Below are 23,239 nucleotides of genomic sequence, written 5' to 3' on the forward strand. Positions count from 1 at the left end.
GGTCACCCCACCAGCGCCGCCGACGCCCGCGCCAGTTCCTCGATCCCCGCCCAATCGCGCGCCTGCAGCAGCGCCCGCGTGGTCAACCAGGACCCACCGACGCACAGCACATTGGGCAGGTGCAGGAAGTCGCGCGCGGTCTGCGCGCTGATTCCGCCGGTCGGGCAGAACCGCACATCGCCGAACGGGCCGTTCCATGCCGAGAGCATTGCCGTGCCACCGGCCTGCACCGCCGGGAAGAACTTGAACGTATCCAGCCCGTGCTCCAGCCCCAGCATCAGCTCGGACGAGGTGGCCACGCCCGGCAGGAACGGCAGGTCGGTATCGCGCGCGGCGGCGTACAGCCGTTCGGTCGCACCGGGCGCCACCGCAAAGCGGCCACCTGCGGCCTTGACCCGCTCCATCTGGGTGGCGGTCAGCACGGTACCGGCACCGACCACGGCATCGGGCACGGCTTCCACCATCGCCTGGATCGCCTCCATCGCAATGGCGGTACGCAGGGTCACCTCGATCACCGGCAGCCCGCCGTTGAACAGCGCCTGCGCGACATGCACCGCCTCGTCCACGCTTTCAGGGGTGTACACCGGAATCACCGGGGCCAGTTTCAGGACTGCGCGTACGCGCGGATCAGCGCCGGACATCGAATCGCTCCTCGCCCGTCAGGGCCAGTACGTCAGCTTCACTGACGGGGTTGAAATCACCGGGGATGGAATGCTTCAGGCTGGCCGCGGCCAGGCCGAAACGCACGATCGCGTCCGGTTCGAACCCTTGCATCATGCCATGCAGGATGCCGGCAGCGAATGCATCGCCGCCGCCAATGCGGTCGACGATGCCGATCAATTCGCGCGCGGGCGCCACCGCGCGGGTGCCGTCGCGGCCCAGCAGCATCGCGCCGAGCGTGTGGTGATCCACGCTGACCGGTGTGCGCTGCGTGCATGCCATCCACTGCAGGCGCGGGAAGGCGGCGAAGGCCTGTATCGCAGCGGCGTCCACGCGGTCGGCCAGCGCGGCCTGCTCGAACTGCCCGCCCAACACCACGCCGATATCGCGGTAGTCGGCAAACGCCACCGTGGCGCAGCCGAACAGCTCGCGCAGGATGCGCGGTGCATCGCCTTCCCAGCGCGCCCACAGCGACGGGCGGAAGTTGCCGTCGAAGGAGACCTTGACCCCGCGTTCGCACGCCGCGCGCGCTGCGACCAGGGTCGCCTCGGCCATCGCCGGGTTCAGCGCCGGGCTCACCCCGGACAGGTGCAGCCACTGCGCGCCGCGCAGCAGCGAATCCCAGTCGTAGTCGGCCGCCGTGCCCAGCGAGAATGCAGAGTCCACGCGGTCGTAGACCACTTCGCTGGCGCGTTGCACCGCCCCGGTGGTGAGGAAGTACAGTCCCATGCGGCCGGGACGGGTCTGCACAGTGGAGGTGCCCACACCATGCTTTCGCAGTTCCCCGGCCACGAACTGGCCCAGCGGGTTGGCCGGCAGTGTGCTGACCATCTGCACGGTGTGCCCGAAGTGGGCCAGCGAAACCCCCACGTTGGCCTCCGCGCCGCCGGCATGCACGGCCAGCTGCGGCGTCTGCAGCAGCAGCTCACGGCCGGGCGCGCTCATGCGCAGCAACAACTCCCCGAAACAGACAACACGACTCATGGCGATGGATCCCTTCGTGGTGGGCATGACCTGCGGGTCAGGGCCCGGACAGTAATGGCTAGCGGTGTCATTCTAGCGGTGCGGGTGGCTTCGTCCACCAACCCGGTTTGTCGGAACCTATGTCCCGCAAGCGTCTACGGGACATTGAAAGTCTGTTGCGGTGCAAGATGCCCGATCCCCAACGGACTGTTAACGTCCGCCCTGACCAGCGGTGTCATTGCACTGACATGTCGCCGGATAGCTGTTTCATGTAGCACCTTGGGAGAGGGAAAACATGCAATATCGAAACATCCATAAAAAGACACCGGTTACCTTGCTCGCCCTGTCCATCGGCCTGGCGCTGAGCGGTACCACCCTGGCGCAGGATCCTGCCCCGGCCACAGCCACCGACCTGGATACCGTCACCGTCACCGGCTACCGCGCCAGCGTCGAGAAGGCGCTGGACATCAAGCGCAGCGAATCGGGCGTGGTCGACGCCATCGTTGCCGAGGATATCGGCAAGTTCCCCGATCTGAACCTGGCCGAGTCGCTGCAGCGCGTCCCGGGCGTGGTCATCACCCGTGAAGCCGGTGAAGGCCGCAACATCTCGGTGCGCGGCCTGGGCCCGGATTTCACCCGCGTCCGCATCAACGGCATGGAAGCACTGACCACGGTAGGCGCGGGCGACCAGAGCGGCGGCACCAACCGCGGCCGTGGCTTCGACTTCAACGTGTTCGCCTCGGACCTGTTCTCGCAGCTGATCGTGCGCAAGACCGCGTCGGCCGACGTGGAAGAAGGCTCGCTGGGCGCCACGGTCGACCTGCGCACCGCGCGTCCGTTCGATTATGACGGCTACACCTTCGCCGCCAGCGGCCAGGCCAGCTACAACGCCATGGCCGAGAAGGCCGACCCGCGCGTCGCCGCGCTGATCTCCAACACCTGGGCCGATGGCACCTTCGGGGGCCTGCTGTCGGTGGCCTATTCCGAGCGCCAGGCGCTGGAAGAAGGTTCCAACACCGGCCGCTGGGCCAACGGCCCGAGCAACGGCAACTTCAGCGCGACTTCGCCGTTCGCCGCCGCGCGTTCGGCCAACGTCTACCACCCGCGCTTCCCGCGCTACGTGCAGATGGAACACGAGCAGAAGCGCCTGGGCGTGACCGGCACCCTGCAGTGGAAGCCGACCGACGCCACTGAAATCTCGCTGGATGCGCTGTACTCGAAGATCGACGCCGAGCGCGACGAGCACTACATCGAAGCCATTTCCTTCAGCCGCGGCACCAGCAGCACCCCGCGCCTGGTCGGCAAGCCGAACATGATCGTCAAGGACGGCGTGATCGAGAACAACGCGCTGGTCTACGGTGAATTCGACAACGTCGACATCCGCACCGAAAACCGCCACGACGAGTGGAGCACCGAGTTCAAGCAGATCGCATTGAACGGCCAGCACCGCTTCGGCGATGACTTCACCTTGTCCGGCAAGGTGGGCATCTCGCGCTCAAAGCACGAGAACCCGATCCAGACCACCATCATCATGGACAAGTACGATGTGGATGGTTACAGCTACGACTACCGGGGCAACAGCCGGTTCCCGAAGCTGAACTACGGCATCGACCCGACCAACCCGGCGGGCTGGGAACTGGCGGAAATCCGCCTGCGCCCGCAGTACGTCGACAATGACTTCGACACCGGCCAGGTCGATTTCAACTGGAACATCAGCCCCGGCTTCCGCCTGAAGGGCGGCATCCTGGCCAAGAACTACACCTTCAGCACCGTGGAACTGCGCCGCGCCAGCGAACTGGCCGTGCCCAACTTCCCCAACGGCACCAAGATCGTGCCGGTGGACATGACCGAACAGGCCGGCCTGAAGGGCATCACCGGTACGCCCGACCAGTGGGTCGTGCCGAACCTGGACGCCATTGCCGACCAGTTCGACATCTACAGCAACTCGGGCATCTTTGCCGTCGCGCCGCGCGCCAACAACGTGCGCAGCGTGGATGAGGAAGACCGCGGCGGTTACCTGATGGGCGAATTCTCCACCGACCTGGGCAGCATTCCGTTCTCCGGTAACTTCGGTGTGCGCTACGTCAAGACCAAGCAGAGCTCCACCGGTCTTTCCACGCTGGCCACCGGCACCGTGTCCACCACGGTGGACCGCAGCTACGACGACACCCTGCCTTCGTTCAACGTGGTGGCCGAAGTGGCGCCGGACTTCCTGATCCGCCTGGGTGCGGCCAAGGTGATGAGCCGCCCGGGCCTGGGCAGCCTGACCCCGGGCGCCACGGTGGCCGTGGCCGGCGGTGCGCGCACGATCTCCAGCGGCAACCCGAACCTGGACCCGATCCGGGCCACCAACGTCGACCTGGGCTTCGAGTGGTACTTCAGCGAAGGCGCCATGGCCGGTATCGGCCTGTTCTACAAGGACATCGAAAGCTTCGTGCAGACCACCCGCGAAGTGGCGCCGTACAGCGCCAGCGGCCTGCCGGCCGAGCTGCTGATCGGTACCGGCGCCTCGCCGGCCGATGACTTCACCTACACCAAACCGGTCAACACCCCCGGTGGCGAGCTGCACGGTGTGGAAGCGAACTACACCCAGCCCTTCACCTTCCTGCCGGGCAACTGGTCCAACCTGGGCATCCAGTTGAACTACACCTGGGTTGAATCGCAGATCCAGTACATCAACTCCAGCGGCCAGCCGGTGATGAAGGCCGACCTGACCGGTCTGTCCAAGTCGAGCTGGAACGCCACGCTGTTCTACGAAGGCAAGGTGTTCTCCGGCCGCGTTTCGGCCACCAACCGCGACGATTACCTGACCCAGGTGCCGGGCACCGAAGCAGGCTTCAACGTGGACGGTACCCACGGCATGACCGGCACCACCTTCATCGACGCCTCGATCCGCTACGCGATCAGCGACAAGCTGGAGCTGAGCCTGGAAGGCATGAACCTGACCAACGAAGCCAGCGACGAGTGGGTGTACTCGCCGGCCACCGGTCGCCTGCCGCTTCAGTACACCGAAACCGGCCGGCAGTTCATGCTGGGCGCGCGCTACAAGTTCTGATCCATCGCAGACCCGGCGGCGGCGTGCACGTGCACGCCGCCGCTGCTGCGACGCAAGATGTTGGGGAACCGCTGCTTTGCTAGCGTGTGCTGCGTGCAGGCGTGCGGCCGGGATGTCCGCGCGCCTGCACGCAGCGCACGTGCACTGCGTTGTGCCGCTCTCCAACGCCACTGCCGTACTGCTGAGTTGTCGAAAGGAACCTGCCATGCCGCTGCACGTTGTCCGTTCGCCCCGCCGTACCCGCCTTTCCGCCAGCCTGATGGTGCTGCTGCTGGGAGGCAGTGCCGGCGCCTGGGCACAGGGCGCGCCGCAGCTGCTGTTCCATGTGTCGGCCGACAACGGCTTCACCGCCGATACCGCGCAAGGCGACGCGGTTCCGAACTTCCAGGACAAGGTCAAACGCGTGCCCGATGGCGCACACGGTTCGGCCATCCAGTGGGAAGACGACGGCGTGCTGTCCTGGAATGCTCCCGGCAACATCCAGGCACAACGCGGCACCCTGGGCTTCTTCTGGCGCCCCCGCTACGCGGTGGGTGAAGCGCCGTTCGTGATTTTCCGGGTCGGCTATGCCGACCACAGCAGCTGGGACATGGCTTGGCTGCGCATCGACTGGAACGGCCACGGCTTCGATGCCTTCGTGACCGACGCCAACCTGGCGCGTACCCGCGTGTCGTTCAAACTGGATGCCCTTCCGTCGCCAGAGCAGTGGCAGCACATCGCCTTCGGCTGGGACGAGAACCACGGCGTGCGCCTGTACGTGGACGGCAGGGAGGTCGCCCGCCAGGAGACCACCGCCGACTACGACGCCGCGCTGGACCAGCTCGGCCTCGCCGGCCGGGTGATGGCGCCGTACCAGGTGCAGAGCCGCTACAACTTCCTGCGCGGCAGCGATGTCGACGAAATACGCGTCTACGACCGCCTGCTGGACCCAGCAGGCATGGCCGCGCTTGCCGCGAACAGGGCACCGGCCTCTGCCGTTGCCGATGGCAATGCGATGCGCGCCTGGAACCACCGCTTCGGCTGGGACGCGGCGGCACCGCCCGCGCTGACCGCGCCCAGCACCAGCATCCGCAAGATCGAGTTCGCCGACACCAAAGACCACAAGCAGTGGATGTGGAAGGCCACCGATGGCATCGCCGAGACCACCTGGCCGGGCGTGTACAACCGCTCGCGCCTGCCCGGTCGCAACGACTATTTCCAGCTGCCCGACTGGAACACCTATGTGGAAGGCGGGCAGCAGCTCGACCTGACCCTGCCTGACGGTGAGACCGTCAACCGCATCGAGGTGCGCGGCGCGGCCTTTGGCGCGCTCAGTCACAGCGCGGGCAGCGCGGCGCCTACACCGCTGCTGCAGCGCCCGCAGGGCGTGGTGCGCAGCGTTGACCAGATTCCGGCGCAGACCGGCGGGGTGCTGCACTTCCGCAACACCGCGCAGGAAACCCCCATCCAGGAAATCTGGGCCTACCAGGTCAGCGACGCGGCCGAGCCGACGGGCACCGTCAAGCAACGGTACCTGATCGACAGCCAGGCGCTGCCCGACTACCTCAACATCACCGCGCTGCGCGACTACATCGACGGCCGCTATCCAGCGGCCGAACGCAGCACCGTGATGGCCCTGCCCAAGGGCGCAGGTTCGCGGCGGCGTGCGGCCAATACGCTGCCGGCCAACCCGCTGCCGATCGTGCACGTGCTGATTCCTTCGGGCGTGGGCGACGCCCCCGCTGCGCAGCCGTTGATCCGCAGCTGGGCGCACAGCTGGGAAAACATGCATGACGGGCTGGACGGCGTGGCCATCGACCTGCCTGCGCTGGACCTGCCGGCGGCGAAGGACGGGCTCATTCCGCTCAACATCCGCATCAAAGACCCGATCTGGCCGGCGCGTGACATGATCGACGTGTCGGTGTCGGTGAAACCGAACGAGAAGCGCACGCTGTGGCTGGACCTGCGCGACCGCATCCTCACCGCCGACAGCCTGTGGATCAACATCGCTTCCGGTGCGCCCGGGTTCAACGCCGGCTCGCTGGACGGTGCGGAAATCCGCATGGTGTACAAGGATCGCGCCGAAGCGAAAAAGGAACATGTAGCCGACCGCTTCAACCAGGCCCGCGACAACTGGGGCTTCTTGGTCGAAGAGCACACCACCTCCAAGCGCCAGCGCCTGTATGCGCGCGTGTACGCGGACCTGACCGACCTCTTGCGGGTCGACCCGGACCACGAACTGGGGCGGCTGTACTGGAACTACATCAGCTACAACAGCCAGGGCAAACCGCCGTTCACGCAGCCCGATGCGCCCAAGGGCGTGCCGCTGTGGGCGTTCCGCCAGACCGAAGACCTGAAGTACGTGCGCCGCTTCGTGGACTGGTGGATCGACAACCGCCAGATCGCCTACGGCGATTTCGGTGGCGGCATCTCCGACGACACCGACCTGACCCAGCAGTGGCCGGGCCTGGCGCTGATGGGCGTGGAGCCGGACCGGCTCAACCGCTCGCTCACCGCGCTGTCCGATGCGGTGTACCGCAACGGCATGTTCTCCAATGGCCTTAGCACCATCGAAACCGATGAGCTGCACGCCTACGAGGAAGGCATCAACGCCAACAGCGCCATGCTCTACCTCAACTGGGGCGACCCGCTCACGGTGGAGCGCCTGATGGAAACGGTGAAGGCGTTCGACGAGCGCATCATCCTGCCCAACCCGCAGGGCCACCTGCTGTTCTCCAGCAACTGGTTCGGCGGCAACAAGGTCTACCGCGAGCCGAACTGGCAGTGGCAGAAGCCGTACTCGTTCCCGGCGCTGCACCCGGCCTTCCTGATGGGCCAGTACAACGCCGACCCGACCGGCCGCAAGCTGGTCACCGGACTGGCCGACAGCTACCTGGCCCACGCCTACACCGACGACAAGGGCCGCTGGGCGCTGCCCAACGAGATCAACTGGGCCACCGGCAAGGTGCGCGGCGGTGAGCTCAACAACGGCTCCGGCGGCGGCGATGTCATGCACACGTTCTGGGCGGCGTGGCGCTGGAGTGGCGACGACAAGTACCTGAAGGCGCTGGACTACCGCGTGCAGCGGGGTGGCCCTGGCGCACTGGCCAACCTGGGCGAAAACTTCGTCGAGGTGCTGGGCAAGGGCGCGGAGTGGAACCCCGGCCTGGTCGCCGACGCCGATGCAGGCAACACCGGGTTCACCAGCCTGATGGCGTGGCAGGCCACTGGCGACAAGAAGTACCTGGAAGCGCTGCACGCCGATGGAATCCAGGCCAAGGCGCAGCGCGAGTACATGAACACCGAAGGCCACTGGTGGTCGGACCGGGTGGAAGCACCGAGCGAGTTCCTGCAGCGCGCCCGCCTGGGCGGTATCGCGCTCAAGCGCAACCAGAGCTGGCCGGGCCACACGGTGAGCTGGCGCTTCGAACAGCCGGACGCAGCCGAGAAGGTGGCGTTGCTGGTGCACGCGCCCTCAACCGAGCGCTTCAAGGTGATTGCCTACAACACCGGCAAGCGCGCGGTGGATGCGCAGATGAGCACGTGGAATGTCACCGCCGGGACCTGGCGGATGACCAGCGGGGTCGACCGCGACGGGGATGACCGGATCGACGGCAGGGCCGACGTGCGCGAGGTGACGCTGGAGCGCAGCGCGTCCGTGCCACTGCGGTTCGCGCCGGGGCAGGCGCAGGTGGTGGAGTTCGAGCTGATCCAGGCGGGCACGCCGGTGGAACAGCGGCCCGACCTGGCGGTAGGCCGTGGCGACGTGCGCGTGGATGGCCGCCAGGTGCACGTGACCGTGCACAGCCTGGGGCATGTGGGCACGCCGCTGGGGACGGCGGTGCTGGAAGATGCGGACGGGCGTGAGCTGGCGCGGACCGAAATTCCGGCAATGGCAGCGCCCACCGATCTGGTGCCGAAGACCACCACGGTGGCATTGCCGCTGCCGGCCGGCAACCGCAGCGGCCTGAAGGTGCGGGTGATGTTGGCCGATGGCGGCGCCGAAGTGACCCAGCTCAACAACGTGGTGGCGGTCGAGTGACCGCCTACAACATCACCGACCCCTCGATACACGTCACGCAGGCACCCCCGATCCACAGCGCGTCCCCCACCCGTTCCACCTGCACGCGTCCGGCGCGACCCATCACCGTGCCCTGGCTGATCACATACCGGTCCGGCGCCGCGCTCTCCCGCAACAACCACCGCGCGATACCCGCATTGAGACTGCCGGTTACCGGATCCTCTGGTGCGGCCTCGCCGGCAATGAACGCACGCGATTCAAACTGTGCATCCACCGCGTCGCCTTCGCCACACGCCGCGAACACGCCCACCATCAGCCCATCCAACGCCGCGTAATCGGGGCGCACCGCCAACACGGCCGCACGGCTGCGCAATCGCAACGCCAACCACGGCGGGCCGTTGTCCACCCATTGCGCATCTACCAGTTCATCCACGGCCACCCCCAATCCCGCCCGCACCCGCTCGCGCAACGACGGGTCCAACGGCCCCTCCCGCCGCAATGGCGGCGCCTCGAACGCCAACCCGGCTGCATCGCGGCGGATCCGCACCAACCCGATCCCGCACTCCTGCACGATTTCCCCGCCACGCGGCACGCCGCCATTGGCCAGCCACGCATGGCAACTGCCCAGCGTGGGATGCCCGGCGAACGGCAGCTCGCCCAGCGTGGTGAAGATCCGCACGCGGTAATCGGCACGCGGGTCGTTCGGCTTCGATACGAACGTGGTCTCGCTCAGGTTGGTCCACCGCGCAAAGGCGGCCATGCGCGCATCGCTCAACCCATCGGCATCAAGCACCACGGCCAGCGGATTGCCCAGCAGCGGATCGGTGCTGAAGACGTTGACCTGGAGGAAGGGGTGGGACGTCATGGGCAGCGGTTCCTTGGCGGGATGTGGCGACATGCGTGCATCTTGGCGGTGAACCCTGCATCAAATCTAGGATCTTTTTCAACGCACCACCCCAATGGCCGCAGATAGCATCTGGTCGTCATCACCACACCGATTCACAGCGCCACCTCTCTTGGGGAAACACCTATGAACACCAACGTCGCCGACATTGATGAGGCGGTGCGGATCGAGGTATGTCCGCGCCCACAGCCTGACGTTTCTGGCGCAACCCACGGTTGGCGGGTGCGGGAGTACGAGGACGGCGGTGTGGACCACGTTGAAGTCCGCGACGGCACGGGCCGGGTGCAACTGGTCATCGCCTACGCCGCGGGCGTGTTCTGGGCACTCCACGTAGGGTTTCCCACAGCGCGGGTGTCGTTGCCGAACTGGCGGTTGAAGTTGCCCGAGGGCGCCAGAGTCACCGAGGTCTACGCCGGTGCGCGTTTCTCCCTTACCCGTTTCAGCAAAGGCGAAGAAGCGGTGTGGTGCATCCATCCCGCGTGACTGCGGCTTGGCAACGCCGCGTCACGCGGCGTCGGTTTCCATTTCCTTCATGCGGCGCTCGTACCAGCCGTCGTGCTCGGGTTCGAAGATCGCGCTGCGGGTCATTTCGCCTTGGTAGACGTGCACGGAAATGGCCAGCCGCTCGTCGCTGGTGTTGCGGATGGTGTGGTATTCGTGCGGCGGAATCAGGCTGCCGGCGCTGCCGCAGTCGCCGATCACCGACGGCTCGGCCTGGAAGCGGAAGCGTTCGCCCCTGCGTTCGAGCAGCCGGTACTGGGTGACTTCCAGTTGCCCCAGCCACACCCCTTCCACGCACCACAGTCCGCTGTGGTCATGCAGCGGCGTGCCCTGCCCCGGCGCCCAGCTCATCGCCACGATGCTGTAGCCGTGCGCCGGGCTGCGGTACAGCTCGCGGCGTGCGTAGTGGTCGCTGATCGGGCGGTGCACGCAGGCCGGCAGCTGGATGCGGCTGTCGGCAATGGCCTCGCAGAGCGCACCACGCAAGGTTCTGGCGATCTGCTGGGGATCGTCATGCTGCACGGCGTGATCGATGGCGGCTATCAATCGATCGCGGCCATGGAACGGCGGAAAGGGATCGCAATGGTCCTGCATGCCTCCAGTCTAGGCGATGGAGGTTAAGGACATGTTTGATCTGAATCACGGCTGATTACCGCTTTTTGGCCGAAAATCTATTGGATTTCGTTGTTTGGTTGGTGCTGCCTATCGTTGTTTGGAGTGGGGCCGACTATGCGTGGGACGCGCGTGGCGTGTCGCTACATCGTGCCTCGCTGTACGAACGGGGCCTGCTGGTACAGGCGCCGTTCGCCGCCACGCGGGTCGTCAGCGAGCTGTGGCGGGGTGTTGAACAGCATCGTCTGGCGGCGATCAAGCCCGTACTGCTCCCACTGCGGCAGTCCCGGGTGCTGCGGGTTGCCGGTGCGGGCGAAGGCGATCAGGGCATCGCTCATCGCTGCCGCCATGCGCTGCGCGTCGGCCGCTTCACCAGTACGCGAACCCTCTGCCCGGGTGTTGTCGAACACCAGCGGGATATCCAGCGTGTGGAACGCTCCCAGCCTGCCGCCGTCCAGCGGTGAGCCCCAATCGAGCTGGTACGCCCAGGTGGGCGCGCCCTGCCGCGCGCGTGCTTCCAGTTCCTCCACCGCCCCGCGCCAGGAGCGGCCGGCGGTGGTGGCGGCAAAGAACACATCAGAGGGCGTGTAGTGCGGATACAGGCGCCGATATTCGGCGATCACCACCGATGGCAGCAGATCGACGAACTGTTCCTTCTCCAGCTTGGCCGGCAAGGTCTCCCAGGTCAGCGTGAAGTTGGCCGGGTCGTGGCCCAGGAACGCGCGCGTTTCGTCGTGGGTGTTGCCGATCACCATGGGGATGGCCGCTGACTGCGCCGGCGCCTGCGGCCAGAACGGATGCACCGGCAGGCTGTGGCCATCCACCACCGGTCCGAAGTACAGGCTGCTGCTTTCCACCCGCGAGGGGTCGCGGGCCCGGGTGGCAGCCAGCAATGCCTGGGCAGGCAGCGCCAGCAGCGCGTCAACGTCCGTTGCGCCTACCGCTTCCATCGCAATGTGCGCGCGCTGGGTAGCGGCGCGCGGCCCGGCCGCGGTGACCTGCTGGCCACTCATCGTCCAGGCACGCTGGAACAGGCCGCGCGCGGCGGGCATGGCCATCAGCGTGGCGATCTTGGCGCCGCCGCCGGACTGACCGAACACGGTGATGTTGCCGGCATCGCCACCGAACTCGTGCGCATGTTCGCGCACCCACCGCAGGGCCTGGATGAGATCGAGCTGGCCCACGTTGCCCGAATCGGCGAACCGCGCATCGCCCAGCTGTGCCAGGTACAGGTAGCCGAACACATTGAGCCGGTGGTTGACGGTGACCACCACTACATCGCCACGCTGGCACAGCGCGCTGCCGTCGTACTGCGGGTCGCTGCCGGAGCCGTTGTTGTACGCGCCGCCGTGGATGTAGAACAGGATCGGCCGGGGCTTGCCGTCGCGCAGCGCCGGCGTCCACACGTTGAGGTACAGGCAGTCTTCGCTGCCGGGGCCGTCCTCCTTGCTGCCCTGCGGCGCGGCCGGCCCGTAGGCCAGTGCATCGCGCACCCCGCGCCACGGCCGTTCAGGCAGTGCCGGCTGGAAGCGCCGGGTCGCGGTGTCCGCGCCATAGGGCACGCCAAGGAAACGGTGCACGCCCTGGTCATACCGGCCGCGCAGGCGGCCGCCGCGCACCTTCGCCAGTGAAACGGTCGGGGTGGTGCCGGTAGACGCGCCTGCAAGCGATGACGCCAGCGGCAACGTACCGGCCGCCAGCAGCATTGCGTAGCGCGCACTGTCGCGCAGGAAGCGGCGGCGCTGCAGGTCGGCAGGGGTGTACGTCATGGCGCCTTCTCCCCGTTCTGCGCCTGCATCCAGCGCAGCGCAAGGGTGGGCCACTGGGTGGCAAGCGCAGCGGGCGGCAGGCGTACACCGAAGCCGTGCCCGCCGTGCGCGAACAGGTGCATTTCACTGGGCACGCCCGCCGCCAGCAGTGCCTGGTAGTACAGCAGGCTGTTGTGCACGGAGACCACGTCGTCGTCCTGCGCGTGGACCAGGAAGGTGGGCGGGGTCTGCGCGCTGACCTGCGCCTGCATCGAATACTGCTGCTCCAGCGCGGGCGTGGGGTGTTCGCCCAGCAGCCGGGTGCGCGAGCCGCTGTGCGCGTGCCGGCCCATGTCGATCACCGGGTACAGCAGCAGCGCGAAATCCGGGCGCGCGCTGAGCGCATCGGTTGCATCGCCGATGCCCGGCAGCGCGGTGGCGTAGCCGTTGCTCAGCCGCGCAGCAACATGGCCGCCTGCGGAAAAGCCGATCACGCCGATCCGTTGCGGATCCAGCTGCCACTTCGTTGCGCCGGCGCGGATCACCCGCATCGCGCGCTGTGCATCGGCCAGTGCGGCCTGGCGGTCCCCGCGCCCGGCCGGCAGCCGGTAGCGCAACACGAACAGGGTTACCCCGCCCTGCTCCACGAAGGCCGGCACCAGCGCGGTGCCTTCCTTGTCCAGCACGATGCGCTGGTAGCCGCCACCGGGAATGACCAGGAGGGCGGTGCCGTTGGGTCTGGCCGGGCTGTAGGCGACCAGATAGGGCGCAGAGACGTTGTCGATGTAGCGGTCCGGCAGCGCGGGGTCGGCGCTGCGCTCGACCACGTTGGGCACCGCGGCGCGCTTGGGTTCCCCGGGCACCCTGCCGGCGGGCCAGAGCGCGATGCGGGTGGGCGTGCCGGGGGCGGGCTCGCTCTGCGGCACCGGGCGCTCAACGGCCTGGGCCGGCGGTGGGGCAACGGCGGCCAGCAGGCAGCCGACCAACAGGGATATCAACACAGCGCAACGCATCCGCGGCAGTCCTCTCAGGGGTGGGCAAACGGTAGCGTGCCGGGCTCGTGCAGGTTCTGACGCGGTGCACATTGCCAATGACACCGGTTTACCATATACAGCTCATCCAAGTGCTGTCGATGGGCAGTGCAACAATTCACCGGGAGACCCGCTTGAGCAACGATCAAGGCAAACAGGACCTGCCAGAACAAGGGTTGGGCGACATCGCCCACGCGTTCGTCACGGCCCGCCAGCAGGGCCGTTCACTGCCGGATTTCCCCGGAACCATCCCGGAAGACCTGGTCACCGCCTACCAGGTGCAGGACCAGGCCATCGCGCTCTGGGACGACGAGGTAGTGGGCTGGAAGGTCGGCTACATTGCCGCCGAGCGCCGCGATGGCTCCGGCGACGACCGCCTGCTGGGCCCGATCTTCTCTCAGCGGCTCTGGAATGCTACCGGTGGAACAGTGGACATTCCGGTGTTCGTCGGCGGCTTCGGCGCGGTGGAAGCCGAGTACGTGATCCAGCTGCAGCAGGACGCCCCGGCCGACAAGCTGCACTGGACCGCCGAAGAGGCGGAAGCCCTGCCCGCCAAGCTGTTCATCGGCGTGGAAGTGGCCAGCAGCCCGCTCGCCACGATCAACAAGCTGGGCCCGCGCGTAGTGGTGTCGGACTTCGGCAACAACAACGGCCTGGTGCTGGGCCCGGAGATTGCGGACTGGACCTCGCTGGACGATGCCGACCTGCGCGCCGAAACCCGCATCGAAGGCGAAGTGGTAGGCACCGGTGGCGCCACCCTGCTGCCGGGTGGGCTGCGCACCGCGTATGCCTTCGCGCTGGCCCGTTCGGCCCAGCGTGGGCGCCCGCTGAAGGCCGGCGATCTGATCGCCAGTGGCAATGCCACCGGTATCCATGACATCGCCGTAGGCCAACAGGCACTGATCCGTTTCGCCGGTTACGGCGACATTACCTGCAGGGCCATCGCCGCCGGGTAACCGGGCGGCCATGGCGAGTACGCTTGGGAGGGCGCAGATGATTACTCGCAGAAGTTTCCTTGCCACCAGCGTGGGCGCGCTCAGCGTGCCCCTGTTGTCGGCCGGGTGTTCACGTTCCACCGCTGACGCGCCCGATGGCGCGCGCCTGCTGACCGCAACCGATGTGCATGTGGCCGACTACCCCACCGTGACCGCGGTGAAGTGGATCGGCCAGCAGCTGGAAGCGAAGACCGCCGGCCGCCTGCGGCTGCGCCAGTACCATTCGGGCCAGCTCGGCCGCGAATCGGAAGCGATCGACATGGCCCGTTTCGGGGTCATCGACATCACCCGCGTGTATTCCGGCGCGCTCAACAACGCCTTCCCGCTCACCCAGGCGCTGTGCCTGCCCTACGTGTTCGATTCGGTGGCGCACATGCGCCGCGCGCTCGACGGCGGCGTGGCCGATACCGTGCTGCGCGGCTTTGAAAGCCGCGACCTGGTGGGGCTGGCGATCTACGATTCCGGCGCGCGCTGCTTCTACAACACCAAGCATCCGATCGTGGAACCGAAAGACCTGCACGGCCTGAAGCTGCGCGTGGCCTCCTCGGACATCTTCATCCAGCTGATGCGCCTGCTGGGCGCCAACCCGACCCCGATGTCGCTGGGCGACACCTTCTCGGGCATGGAAACGCACATGATCGACGGTGCGGAAAACAACATGCGCAGCTTCCACTCCAGCCGCCACTTCGAGGCCGCGCGCTACTGGTCGCAGAGCGACCATTCGTATGCGCCGGACGTGCTGCTGATGTCGCGCCGCAGCTTTGAATCGCTCAGCCCGGAAGACCGCCAGCTGCTGCTGCAGACCGCGCGCGAATCGGTAGGGGTGATGCGCCAGCAGTGGGACGCCTCGGAAAGCACCGCCCGCCAGGCGGTGGCCGACTTCGGCATCCAGTTCAACGAGGTCGACATGCCGGCCTTCCGCAAGGCCGCCGACCCGTTGCTGCAGCAGTACCTGCAGCAGCCGGAGCTGGCTGCCCTCACCCGTCGCATCCGCGACTTCGCCTGAGGCCTGCCGCGATGTCCGACCCGACTTCCGAAACCGCCGTAGACCTGCGCACGCTGCCGCAGCGCGCACTCGACCGCGTTGCCGACATCACCATCTACATCGCCGTACTTGCCCTGCTCGGGCTGGTGGTGGTGCAGGGCTGGCAGGTGTTCGCCCGCTATGTGATCAACGATTCGCCCAGCTGGACCGAGCCGGTGACCCTGCTGCTGCTGGCCACCGCCATGAGCCTGGGCGCGGCCACCGGTGTGCACACCCGACGCCACTTCGGCTTCTTCCTGCTGGCCGCGCACATGGGTCCCGGCCTGCGTCGTGCCGTGGACGTGTTCGCCTCGTTCGTGGTGGCACTGCTTGGCGTGGTGATCGCCTGGTGGGCAGCCGTGCTGCTGCTGGATGGGCTGGACATCAAGACCGCCGGCGCCAACCTGCCGCAGAGCATCAACTACCTGCCGCTGTGCATTGGCGGTGCGCTGATGGCGGTGTTCGCCGTGAACCAGATGGTGCAGGCCGTGCAACCGGCCGTCGCTGAAGCAGAGGGAGACCGCTGAGTCATGGGTATTACGATTCTTTTCACTGTATTTGCGGTGCTGCTGCTGCTCGGCGTGCCGGTGGCCTACGCGCTGGCCGCGGCGGCGCTTGCCACCCTGTGGTACCTGGACCTGCCAACGCTGGTGCTGGTGCAGCAGATTTCGGCCGGTACCGGTTCGGCCTCGCTGATCGCCATTCCACTGTTCATCTTCGCCGGCGAAATCATGATGCGCGGCGGCATCTCCGAACGACTGATCGCGCTGGCCTCGTCGCTGGTCGGGCGCATGCGCGGTGGCCTGGGGCAGGTGTCGATCCTGTCCTCGCTGTTCTTCGGCGGTGTCTCCGGTTCGGCCATCGCGGACGTGTCTGCGGTCGGCGGCACGATGATTCCGCAGATGGTCAAGCGGGGTTACGACCGCGATTTCGCGGTGAACGTGAGCATCACCGCCGCGCTGGTGGCGCTGCTGGTGCCGCCCTCGCATAACCTGATCCTGTTCTCGGCCGCCGCCGGTGGTGGTCTGTCCATCGCCGACCTGTTCGCGGCGGGCATCGTGCCGGCGCTGTTGATGACCGTGGCACTGATGGTCACCGGCTACGTGGTGGCACGCCGTCGTGGCTACGGGGTGGAAGTGTTCCCGGGCTGGCGCGCGGTGTTGCTGCGCATGGTCTCCGCCCTGCCCGGCCTGGGCCTGGTGGCGTTGATCTTCATCGGTATCCGCGCCGGCATCTTCACTGCGGTGGAAAGCGCGGCCATTGCCGTGGTCTACGCGTTGCTGGTGACCACGGTGCTGTACCGCCAGCTCAACTGGCGCGAGTTCCTGGGCACGGTGACCCATGCGGCGCGCAGTACCGGCGTAATCCTGTTCGTGATCGCCACCGCTGCCGTGTTCGGCTGGCTGCTGGCGTTCCTGCAGGTGCCGGCGGCGGCGGTGGACTTCCTGCAGTCGTTCGCGCACAGCCAGTTCATGGTGCTGCTGATGATCGTGGTGATGTTGCTGCTGCTGGGCACCTTCATGGACCTGGCACCGATGATCCTGATCTGCACGCCGATCTTCCTGCCGGTGGCCAAGGCCTACGGGATCGACCCGATCCACTTCGGCCTGGTGCTGGTGCTGACCGGCGGCCTGGGCCTGGTGACCCCGCCGGTGGGCTCGGTGCTGTTCATCGGCACGGCGATCGGCAAGATCAGCGTGGGCGAAAGCATGCGTTCGATCTGGCCGTTCTGGTTCGCGGCGGTGGGCGTGCTGCTGATCGTGACGTTCTTCCCGCAGCTGTCGCTGTGGCTGCCTGCGCTGCTGCGCGCCTGACCGCACGGCGGCCCACTGCCGCCATCGCTGACGTGGACCCGCCCCGCACGGGCGGGTCCTGCACCGAACCAGGGAGACACCCCATGCGTATGAAGACCCTGCTGGCCGGGCTGGCCACCGCCGGCCTGCTGCTCGCCGGCGCCCTGCATGCCGCCGATGTGCCGGCCACGTCGTGGAAGCGTGGCATCGAGAACCAGCGCCAGGCCGACCTGGGCAACGGCACCTTCCTCAACCCGGTGTTCGCCGGCGACCGCCCCGATCCTTCGGTGCTCAAGGATGGCGACGACTACTACCTCACCCTGTCTTCCTTCGACGCCTACCCGGGCCTGCCGATCTGGCATTCGCGCGACCTGGTGAACTGGCAGCCGCTGGGCCACGCGATCACGAAGAATGTCGGCGCGATCTGGGCACCGGACATCGTCAAGCACGACGGCCGCTACTTCATCTACTTCCCGGCACGTACCGGCGAAACCCGCAGCAACTTCGTGGTGTGGTCGGACAACATCCGCGGGCCGTGGAGCGAGCCGATCGACATCGGCCTGGGCGGCTACATCGACCCGGGCCACGCGGTGGGCGAAGACGGCAAGCGCTACCTGTTCCTCAGCGGCGGCGCCTACGTGCAGCTGGCCGACGATGGCCTGAGCGTGGTGGGCAAGCCGAAACACGTCTACGACGGCTGGAAGTACCCGGAAAGCTGGGACGTGGAGGCCTACGCGCAGGAAGGTCCGAAGATCAATTTTCGCAACGGCTGGTACTACATGACCACCGCCGTGGGCGGCACCGCCGGCCCGCCGACCGGGCACATGGTGATCACCGCGCGCTCGCGCTCGATCCACGGGCCGTGGGTGAACGCGCCGAACAACCCGATCACCCGCACGAAATCCGCCAGTGAGCCGTGGTGGTCGCGTGGCCATGCCACCGTGGTGGAAGGCACCGACGGGCGCTGGTGGATGATCTACCACGGCTACGAGAACGGCTACTGGACCCTGGGCCGCCAGGCACTGCTGGAGCCGATCGAGTGGACCGACGATGGCTGGTTCGTGGCCAAGGGCGGCGATCTCGGCCAGCCGCTGGCCAAGCCTTCGGGCGAGTCGGTCGGCCCGCACGGCATGGCGCTGTCGGACGACTTCACCGGCAAGACCCTGGGCGCGCAGTGGTCGTTCTTCAACCCGGCCCAGGACGAGTACAAACGCCTCGGCTTCAGCGCCAACGGCCTGACGTTGCAGGGCAAGGGCGACACCCCGAAGGACAGCTCGCCGCTGACCGCCATTGCCGGCGACCAGGCGTACCAGTTCGAGGTCGAAATGGACATCGCGCCCGGCGCGGTGGGCGGTGCCCTGCTCTTCTACAGCGACCGGCTGTACGTGGGCGTGGGCAGCAACGGCGAGAAGTTCATCATGCACCGCTACGGCGAGGAGCGCCCCACCCGGCTGGCCCCCAGTGCCAAAGGCGGCAAGCTGTGGCTGCGGGTGACCAACAACCGCCACATCGTGACCATCCATTCCAGCACCGACGGCAAAACCTGGCAGAAGTACCCGGTTCAGATGGAAGTCTCCGGCTACCATCACAATGTGGCCGGGAAGTTCCTCGCCCTGAAGCCGGCCCTGTACGCTGCCGGCGACGGCAAGGTGACCTTCCGCCAGTTCCGCTACCGCGCCCTTGATTGAGGGCGCCGGTAGACTCCTTCGACCTCTCATGGTTTGAACACATGTCACTGCGCAGCAAGACCGACCCGCCACCGCACGGGTTGACCAAGGGCAAGGCCGCCACGATCAATGACATCGCGCGGCTGTCGGGTGTATCCAAGAAAACGGTTTCGCGGATCATCAACAACTCGCCACTGGTGCGCAAGGACACCCGTGAGAAGGTGGAAACGCTGATGCGCGAGGTGGGCTACACGCCCGACCCGCTGGCGCGCGGGCTGGCCTTCCGCCGCTCGTTCCTGATCGGCATGGTCTACGACAACCCCACCGCGCAGTACATCGTGGACATGCAGTACGGCGCGCTGGACGCGCTGCGTGGGTCCAGCTTCGAACTGGTGGTGCACCCGTGCGATTCGCGCAGCCCCGGCTACATCGAAGGCGTGCGCCGCTTCGTGCAGCAGCAGAAGCTGCACGGTGTCATCCTGGTGCCGCGTGCCTCGGAAGACCAGGCGCTGGTGGACATGCTCGATGAGATCGGCTGCCGCTTCACCCGCATCGCTGCGCTGCCGCTGGATGACACCTCGCAGATGGTGGTGACCCACGACCGCGACGGCGCCGCCGAAGCGGCAGATTACCTGCTGTCGCTGGGCCACCGCGACATCGCGCTGGTCACCGGCCCCAGCGCCTACCGATCGGCGCACGAGCGCACCGCCGGCTTCATCGATGCCCTCGCCCAGCGCGGTATCGAACTGCCGCCCGGGCGCATCGTGGAAGCCGGCTATACCTTCGAATCCGGTGTGGCCGCTGCCGAAAAGCTGCTGCTGGGCAAGCAGCGCCCAACCGCGATCTTCACCGGTAACGATGAAATGGCCGCCGGTATCTACAAGGTGGCGCTGCGCGCGGGCATCAACATTCCGCGCCAGCTGTCCATCATCGGCTACGACGACAGCCCGCTGGCCTCGCGCCTGTGGCCGTCGCTGACCTCGGTGCGCCGCCACACCCGCGACACCGGCCGCACCGCCGCCGCGATGCTGGTCCAGCCCGACGGCCAGGCCGCGCTGCAGATCGCCAGCGTGCGCCCGCACCTGATCGTGCGCGATTCGTGCCAACCGCCGGAGGACTGACGGAACGGTGCGTGTCACGACCAACGGTCGTGACCTACCGGCAAGGCAGCCCACCTGTCCGAAAGCCCTACGAGATGATTCCACGCGGTAGGTCACGACCGTTGGTCGTGACTTCCCACCGATCCCGCAATGCAAAATGACACCGGTTTCCTCCTTGGCTAGAATGGGGGAAATCGCGCCGGGGCCGCCCCGTCGGCCCACCCCTGCTCTGGAGACGCCATGTACTGCAAGACCCACTACGCCACCCATCCCGACGCCATCAAGGGCGCCAGCAACGACGACCTGCGCGAGCTGTACCTGCTCGACGGCCTGTTCAATGCCGACGCAGTGACCCTGAAGTACACCCACTACGAGCGCTTCGTGCTCGGCGGTGCGGCCCCGGTGAAGGGCCCGGTGTCGCTGCCGAAGCAGACCGAACCGGCCTCCGCCGCCGGCCACGCGTTCCTGGAGCGCCGCGAGCTGGGCATCATCAACGTCGGCGCCGGCAGCGGCACCGTCACCGTCGACGGCACCGTGTACACGCTGGGCCCGAAGGACGGCCTGTACGTGGCCATGGGCAGCGAAGAGGTGGTATTCGCCTCCGACGACGCGGCCAACCCCGCGCAGTTCTACCTGGCCTCGACCCCGGCGCATGCGCGCTTCGAGACCAAGCAGCTGTCCATCAAGGATGCGGTTGCGCTGGAGCGCGGCGCGCTGGAAACCAGCAACGAGCGCACCATCTACCAGTACATCGTGCCGGCCACCTGCCAGTCCTCGCAGCTGCTGCTGGGCCTGACCGTGCTGAAGCCGGGCAGCGTCTGGAACACCATGCCGCCGCACCTGCACGACCGCCGCAGCGAGGTCTATTTCTACTTCGACCTGGGCCAGAACGACCGTGTGTACCACTTCATGGGCGAGCCGGACGCGCAGCGCCACATCGTGATCCAGAACAACGAAGCGGTGGTGTCCCCGCCGTGGTCGATCCACATGGGTGCCGGCACCAGCAACTACGCCTTCATCTGGGCGATGGGCGGCGAGAACCTGGATTACACCGACATGCACGTGCTGGACATCTGCCAGCTCAAGTAACCCACACCGCATTGGATAAGGACCGTAACTGCAATGGCTAATCCGTTCAGTCTGGAAGGCAAGGTCGCCCTCGTTACCGGTGGCAACACCGGCCTGGGGCAGGGCATCGCCGTGGCGCTGGCCCAGGCCGGCGCCGATGTGGCCGTGGCCGGCATCGCGCCGCCCACCGACACCATCGCAAAGATCACCGCGCTTGGCCGCCGCTGCCTGGCAGTGGAAGCAAACCTGATCAGCATCGAGCCGGTGGAGCGGGTGATCCGCGAAACCATCGAAGGGTTGGGTGGCCTGGATATCCTGGTCAACAACGCCGGCCTGATCCGCCGCGCCGATGCGGTGGACTTCAGCGAGCAGGACTGGGACGACGTGATGAACGTCAACATCAAGTCCGCGTTCTTCATCTCGCAGGCCGCCGGCCGCCATTTCATCGCGCAGGGCCACGGCAAGATCATCAACATCGCCTCGATGCTTTCCTTCCAGGGCGGAATCCGGGTGCCGTCGTACACCGCCAGCAAGAGCGGCATCGCCGGCATCACCCGCCTGCTGGCCAATGAGTGGGCCAACAAGGGCATCAACGTCAACGCGATCGCCCCGGGCTACATGGCCACCGACAACACCGCCGCGCTGCGCGCCGACCAGGACCGCAACAAGTCCATCCTCGACCGCATTCCGGCCGGGCGTTGGGGTACCCCGGAAGACCTCGCCGGTACGGCGGTGTTCCTGGCGTCCAGCGCGTCGGATTACGTCAACGGTTCGGTAATTCCCGTTGACGGTGGTTGGCTGGCTCGGTGATGCATGGGTATCGACCAACGGTCGATACCTACCGGGATCAGATCGTCGGCCGCGAACCCGCGGCGCAAGACCGGTAGGTACCGACCGTTGGTCGGTACCCCCGCCAAACGTCCTGACGGTAGCGCCGGCCGTTGGCCGGCCCTCCTGGAGCCCGAACATGCACCGCTTCCTGCTCCCGATACTTTTGTTGTTCGCGGCGGTCACCACACACGCGGCGCCGCACCGTGTTTTCATTGCCGGCGACTCCACCGCTGCCGACTACGGCCCCGAGCGCGCGCCGCTGATGGGCTGGGGCCAGGCCCTGCCAAGTTATCTGGACCCCGCCGTCTGGCAGGTCCGCAACCACGCCAAGGCGGGCCGCAGCGCGCGCAGCTTCATCGAGGAAAAACGTCTTGACGCGATCGCGGCCGAGATCCAGCCCGGCGATGTGCTGCTGATCCAGTTCGGCCACAACGACGCAAAATTCGAAGACCCCACCCGTTACGACGACCCGGACACCGCCTACCCGCAGTACCTGATGCGCTACGTGCAGCTGGCCCGCGACAAGCGCGCCACGCCGGTGTTGATCACTCCGGTGGCGCGGTTGCTGTACGACTTCGGTTCGCTGCTGGACACGCACGGGCTGTACACCCAGGCGGTGAAGCAGCTGGCCGCGCGCGAACAGGTGGCGCTGATCGACCTCAACGCCAGCTCCACGCGCTGGATCCGCGCGCTGGGCGAGCAGGGCGCCAAGCCATACTTCATGTTCGTACCCGAACAGAACAAGGCCGACGGCACCCATTTCAGCACCGCCGGTGCCACCGCGGTGGCCTGCCTGGTGCTGCGTGACTGGGTGGCGTTGCAGCCAACGCTGAAGCCGGCCTTGAAGCGCGACATCGACTGCGACGTAAGCCAACCCGCAGGGCAGGGCAGCGACCCAGCCAAGCCCTCGCGGGTGGTCCACGAGCGCGATATCGGCATTTCGCAGCCGGGCCCGCATGGCGGCGCCGGCCCGACCACGGCGTATCCGTTCTTCGCCGACGACAAGGACCTGCCGTTCGTGCTGCGCAAGCGCGTGCTGCACAAGGGCGCCGGCATCGGCCTGCACCCGCAGCACAAGGACGAGATCTATTACATCGTGAGCGGGCAGGGCAGCTACGTACTGGATGGCAAACAGTACGACGTGGCGGCCGGCGACGCGCTGCTTACCCGGGTGGGCAGCCTGCACGCGCTGCAGCAGCGGGGTGAGCAGGATCTGGTGGTGCTGCTGGCGTACCCGCGGTGAAGGCGCAGCCGGGCAGGGCCCGGCTCTACAGACGCTAACCTTCA

At 67.1% G+C, this 23,239-nt stretch carries 18 protein-coding genes; 12 read left to right on the forward strand and 6 right to left on the reverse strand.

Annotation, left to right across the window (positions count from 1 at the left end; genetic code table 11):
* Positions 1-2 precede the first annotated feature (2 nt).
* Together eda and BAY15_RS00800 are read right to left on the reverse strand one after the other, a co-directional pair.
* On the reverse strand, positions 3-641 hold the full coding sequence (eda, locus tag BAY15_RS00795) for a bifunctional 4-hydroxy-2-oxoglutarate aldolase/2-dehydro-3-deoxy-phosphogluconate aldolase (protein ID WP_068848083.1): 639 nt from the start codon (positions 639-641) through the stop codon (positions 3-5).
* Entirely contained in the window at positions 628-1,644 is a 1,017-nt protein-coding gene (locus tag BAY15_RS00800; protein ID WP_083214240.1) for a sugar kinase, read from the reverse strand. Before BAY15_RS00800 ends, eda begins: the two co-directional genes overlap by 14 nt.
* Before the next feature lie 274 nt (positions 1,645-1,918).
* Here BAY15_RS00800 and BAY15_RS00805 point away from each other — a divergent pair, with 274 nt between their 5' ends.
* Both BAY15_RS00805 and BAY15_RS00810 read left to right on the forward strand, forming a co-directional pair.
* Positions 1,919-4,678, forward strand: a complete 2,760-nt coding sequence (locus tag BAY15_RS00805; protein WP_068848085.1) for a TonB-dependent receptor — start codon at positions 1,919-1,921, stop codon at positions 4,676-4,678.
* 205 nt (positions 4,679-4,883) lie between these two features.
* Positions 4,884-8,699, forward strand: a complete 3,816-nt coding sequence (locus BAY15_RS00810) for a LamG-like jellyroll fold domain-containing protein (protein ID WP_083214017.1) — start codon at positions 4,884-4,886, stop codon at positions 8,697-8,699.
* A gap of 4 nt (positions 8,700-8,703) precedes the next feature.
* Here the strand turns inward: BAY15_RS00810 and BAY15_RS00815 are convergent, their stop codons facing one another.
* Positions 8,704-9,543 carry a PhzF family phenazine biosynthesis protein gene (locus BAY15_RS00815; protein WP_068854478.1) on the reverse strand — a complete coding sequence of 280 codons (840 nt, stop codon included), beginning with the start codon at positions 9,541-9,543 and terminating at the stop codon, positions 8,704-8,706.
* Positions 9,544-9,708: 165 nt separating this feature from the next.
* On the opposite strand from BAY15_RS00815, the gene BAY15_RS00820 reads away from it, so the two are divergent.
* Entirely contained in the window at positions 9,709-10,065 is a 357-nt protein-coding gene (locus tag BAY15_RS00820) for a hypothetical protein (protein ID WP_068848087.1), read from the forward strand.
* 21 nt (positions 10,066-10,086) lie between these two features.
* Here the strand turns inward: BAY15_RS00820 and BAY15_RS00825 are convergent, their stop codons facing one another.
* From BAY15_RS00825 to BAY15_RS00835, 3 genes are all read right to left on the reverse strand, one after another.
* The gene (locus BAY15_RS00825; RefSeq protein ID WP_068848089.1) at positions 10,087-10,677 is read right to left on the reverse strand and encodes a cysteine dioxygenase family protein; all 591 of its coding nucleotides are present in this window, start codon (positions 10,675-10,677) and stop codon (positions 10,087-10,089) included.
* A 161-nt stretch (positions 10,678-10,838) separates the two neighbouring features.
* Positions 10,839-12,464 (reverse strand): carboxylesterase/lipase family protein, encoded by a 1,626-nt coding sequence (locus BAY15_RS00830; RefSeq protein ID WP_068848090.1) that lies wholly within the window; start codon positions 12,462-12,464, stop codon positions 10,839-10,841.
* On the reverse strand, positions 12,461-13,444 hold the full coding sequence (locus BAY15_RS00835) for an alpha/beta hydrolase (protein ID WP_237334297.1): 984 nt from the start codon (positions 13,442-13,444) through the stop codon (positions 12,461-12,463). The genes BAY15_RS00830 and BAY15_RS00835 overlap by 4 nt, the downstream gene beginning before the upstream one ends.
* 164 nt (positions 13,445-13,608) lie before the next feature.
* Between BAY15_RS00835 and BAY15_RS00840 the strand changes: the two genes are divergently transcribed.
* The 9 genes from BAY15_RS00840 (at position 13,609) to BAY15_RS00880 (ending at position 23,195) form a co-directional block, all read left to right on the forward strand.
* Positions 13,609-14,430 (forward strand): 2-keto-4-pentenoate hydratase, encoded by an 822-nt coding sequence (locus tag BAY15_RS00840; RefSeq protein WP_068848092.1) that lies wholly within the window; start codon positions 13,609-13,611, stop codon positions 14,428-14,430.
* A gap of 37 nt (positions 14,431-14,467) precedes the next feature.
* Positions 14,468-15,475, forward strand: a complete 1,008-nt coding sequence (locus BAY15_RS00845; protein ID WP_068848094.1) for a TRAP transporter substrate-binding protein — start codon at positions 14,468-14,470, stop codon at positions 15,473-15,475.
* A gap of 11 nt (positions 15,476-15,486) precedes the next feature.
* On the forward strand, positions 15,487-16,020 hold the full coding sequence (locus BAY15_RS00850; protein ID WP_068848096.1) for a TRAP transporter small permease: 534 nt from the start codon (positions 15,487-15,489) through the stop codon (positions 16,018-16,020).
* A 3-nt stretch (positions 16,021-16,023) separates the two neighbouring features.
* Entirely contained in the window at positions 16,024-17,307 is a 1,284-nt protein-coding gene (locus BAY15_RS00855; protein WP_068848098.1) for a TRAP transporter large permease, read from the forward strand.
* An 89-nt stretch (positions 17,308-17,396) separates the two neighbouring features.
* The gene (locus tag BAY15_RS00860) at positions 17,397-18,974 is read left to right on the forward strand and encodes a family 43 glycosylhydrolase (RefSeq protein WP_208856128.1); all 1,578 of its coding nucleotides are present in this window, start codon (positions 17,397-17,399) and stop codon (positions 18,972-18,974) included.
* Positions 18,975-19,015: 41 nt separating this feature from the next.
* Complete coding sequence (locus BAY15_RS00865) at positions 19,016-20,074, forward strand: LacI family DNA-binding transcriptional regulator (RefSeq protein ID WP_068848102.1); 1,059 nt, start codon at positions 19,016-19,018, stop codon at positions 20,072-20,074.
* Between the two features lie 219 nt (positions 20,075-20,293).
* The gene (gene kduI, locus BAY15_RS00870; RefSeq protein ID WP_068848104.1) at positions 20,294-21,142 is read left to right on the forward strand and encodes a 5-dehydro-4-deoxy-D-glucuronate isomerase; all 849 of its coding nucleotides are present in this window, start codon (positions 20,294-20,296) and stop codon (positions 21,140-21,142) included.
* Positions 21,143-21,175: 33 nt separating this feature from the next.
* A complete protein-coding gene (gene kduD, locus BAY15_RS00875) occupies positions 21,176-21,931 on the forward strand; it encodes a 2-dehydro-3-deoxy-D-gluconate 5-dehydrogenase KduD (RefSeq protein ID WP_068848106.1) in 756 nt (251 codons plus the stop codon).
* 157 nt (positions 21,932-22,088) lie between these two features.
* A complete protein-coding gene (locus BAY15_RS00880) occupies positions 22,089-23,195 on the forward strand; it encodes a GDSL-type esterase/lipase family protein (protein WP_068848109.1) in 1,107 nt (368 codons plus the stop codon).
* Positions 23,196-23,239: the final 44 nt, after the last annotated feature.

Source organism: Stenotrophomonas rhizophila (assembly GCF_001704155.1).
GTDB classification, from domain to species: Bacteria; Pseudomonadota; Gammaproteobacteria; order Xanthomonadales; family Xanthomonadaceae; genus Stenotrophomonas; species Stenotrophomonas rhizophila_A.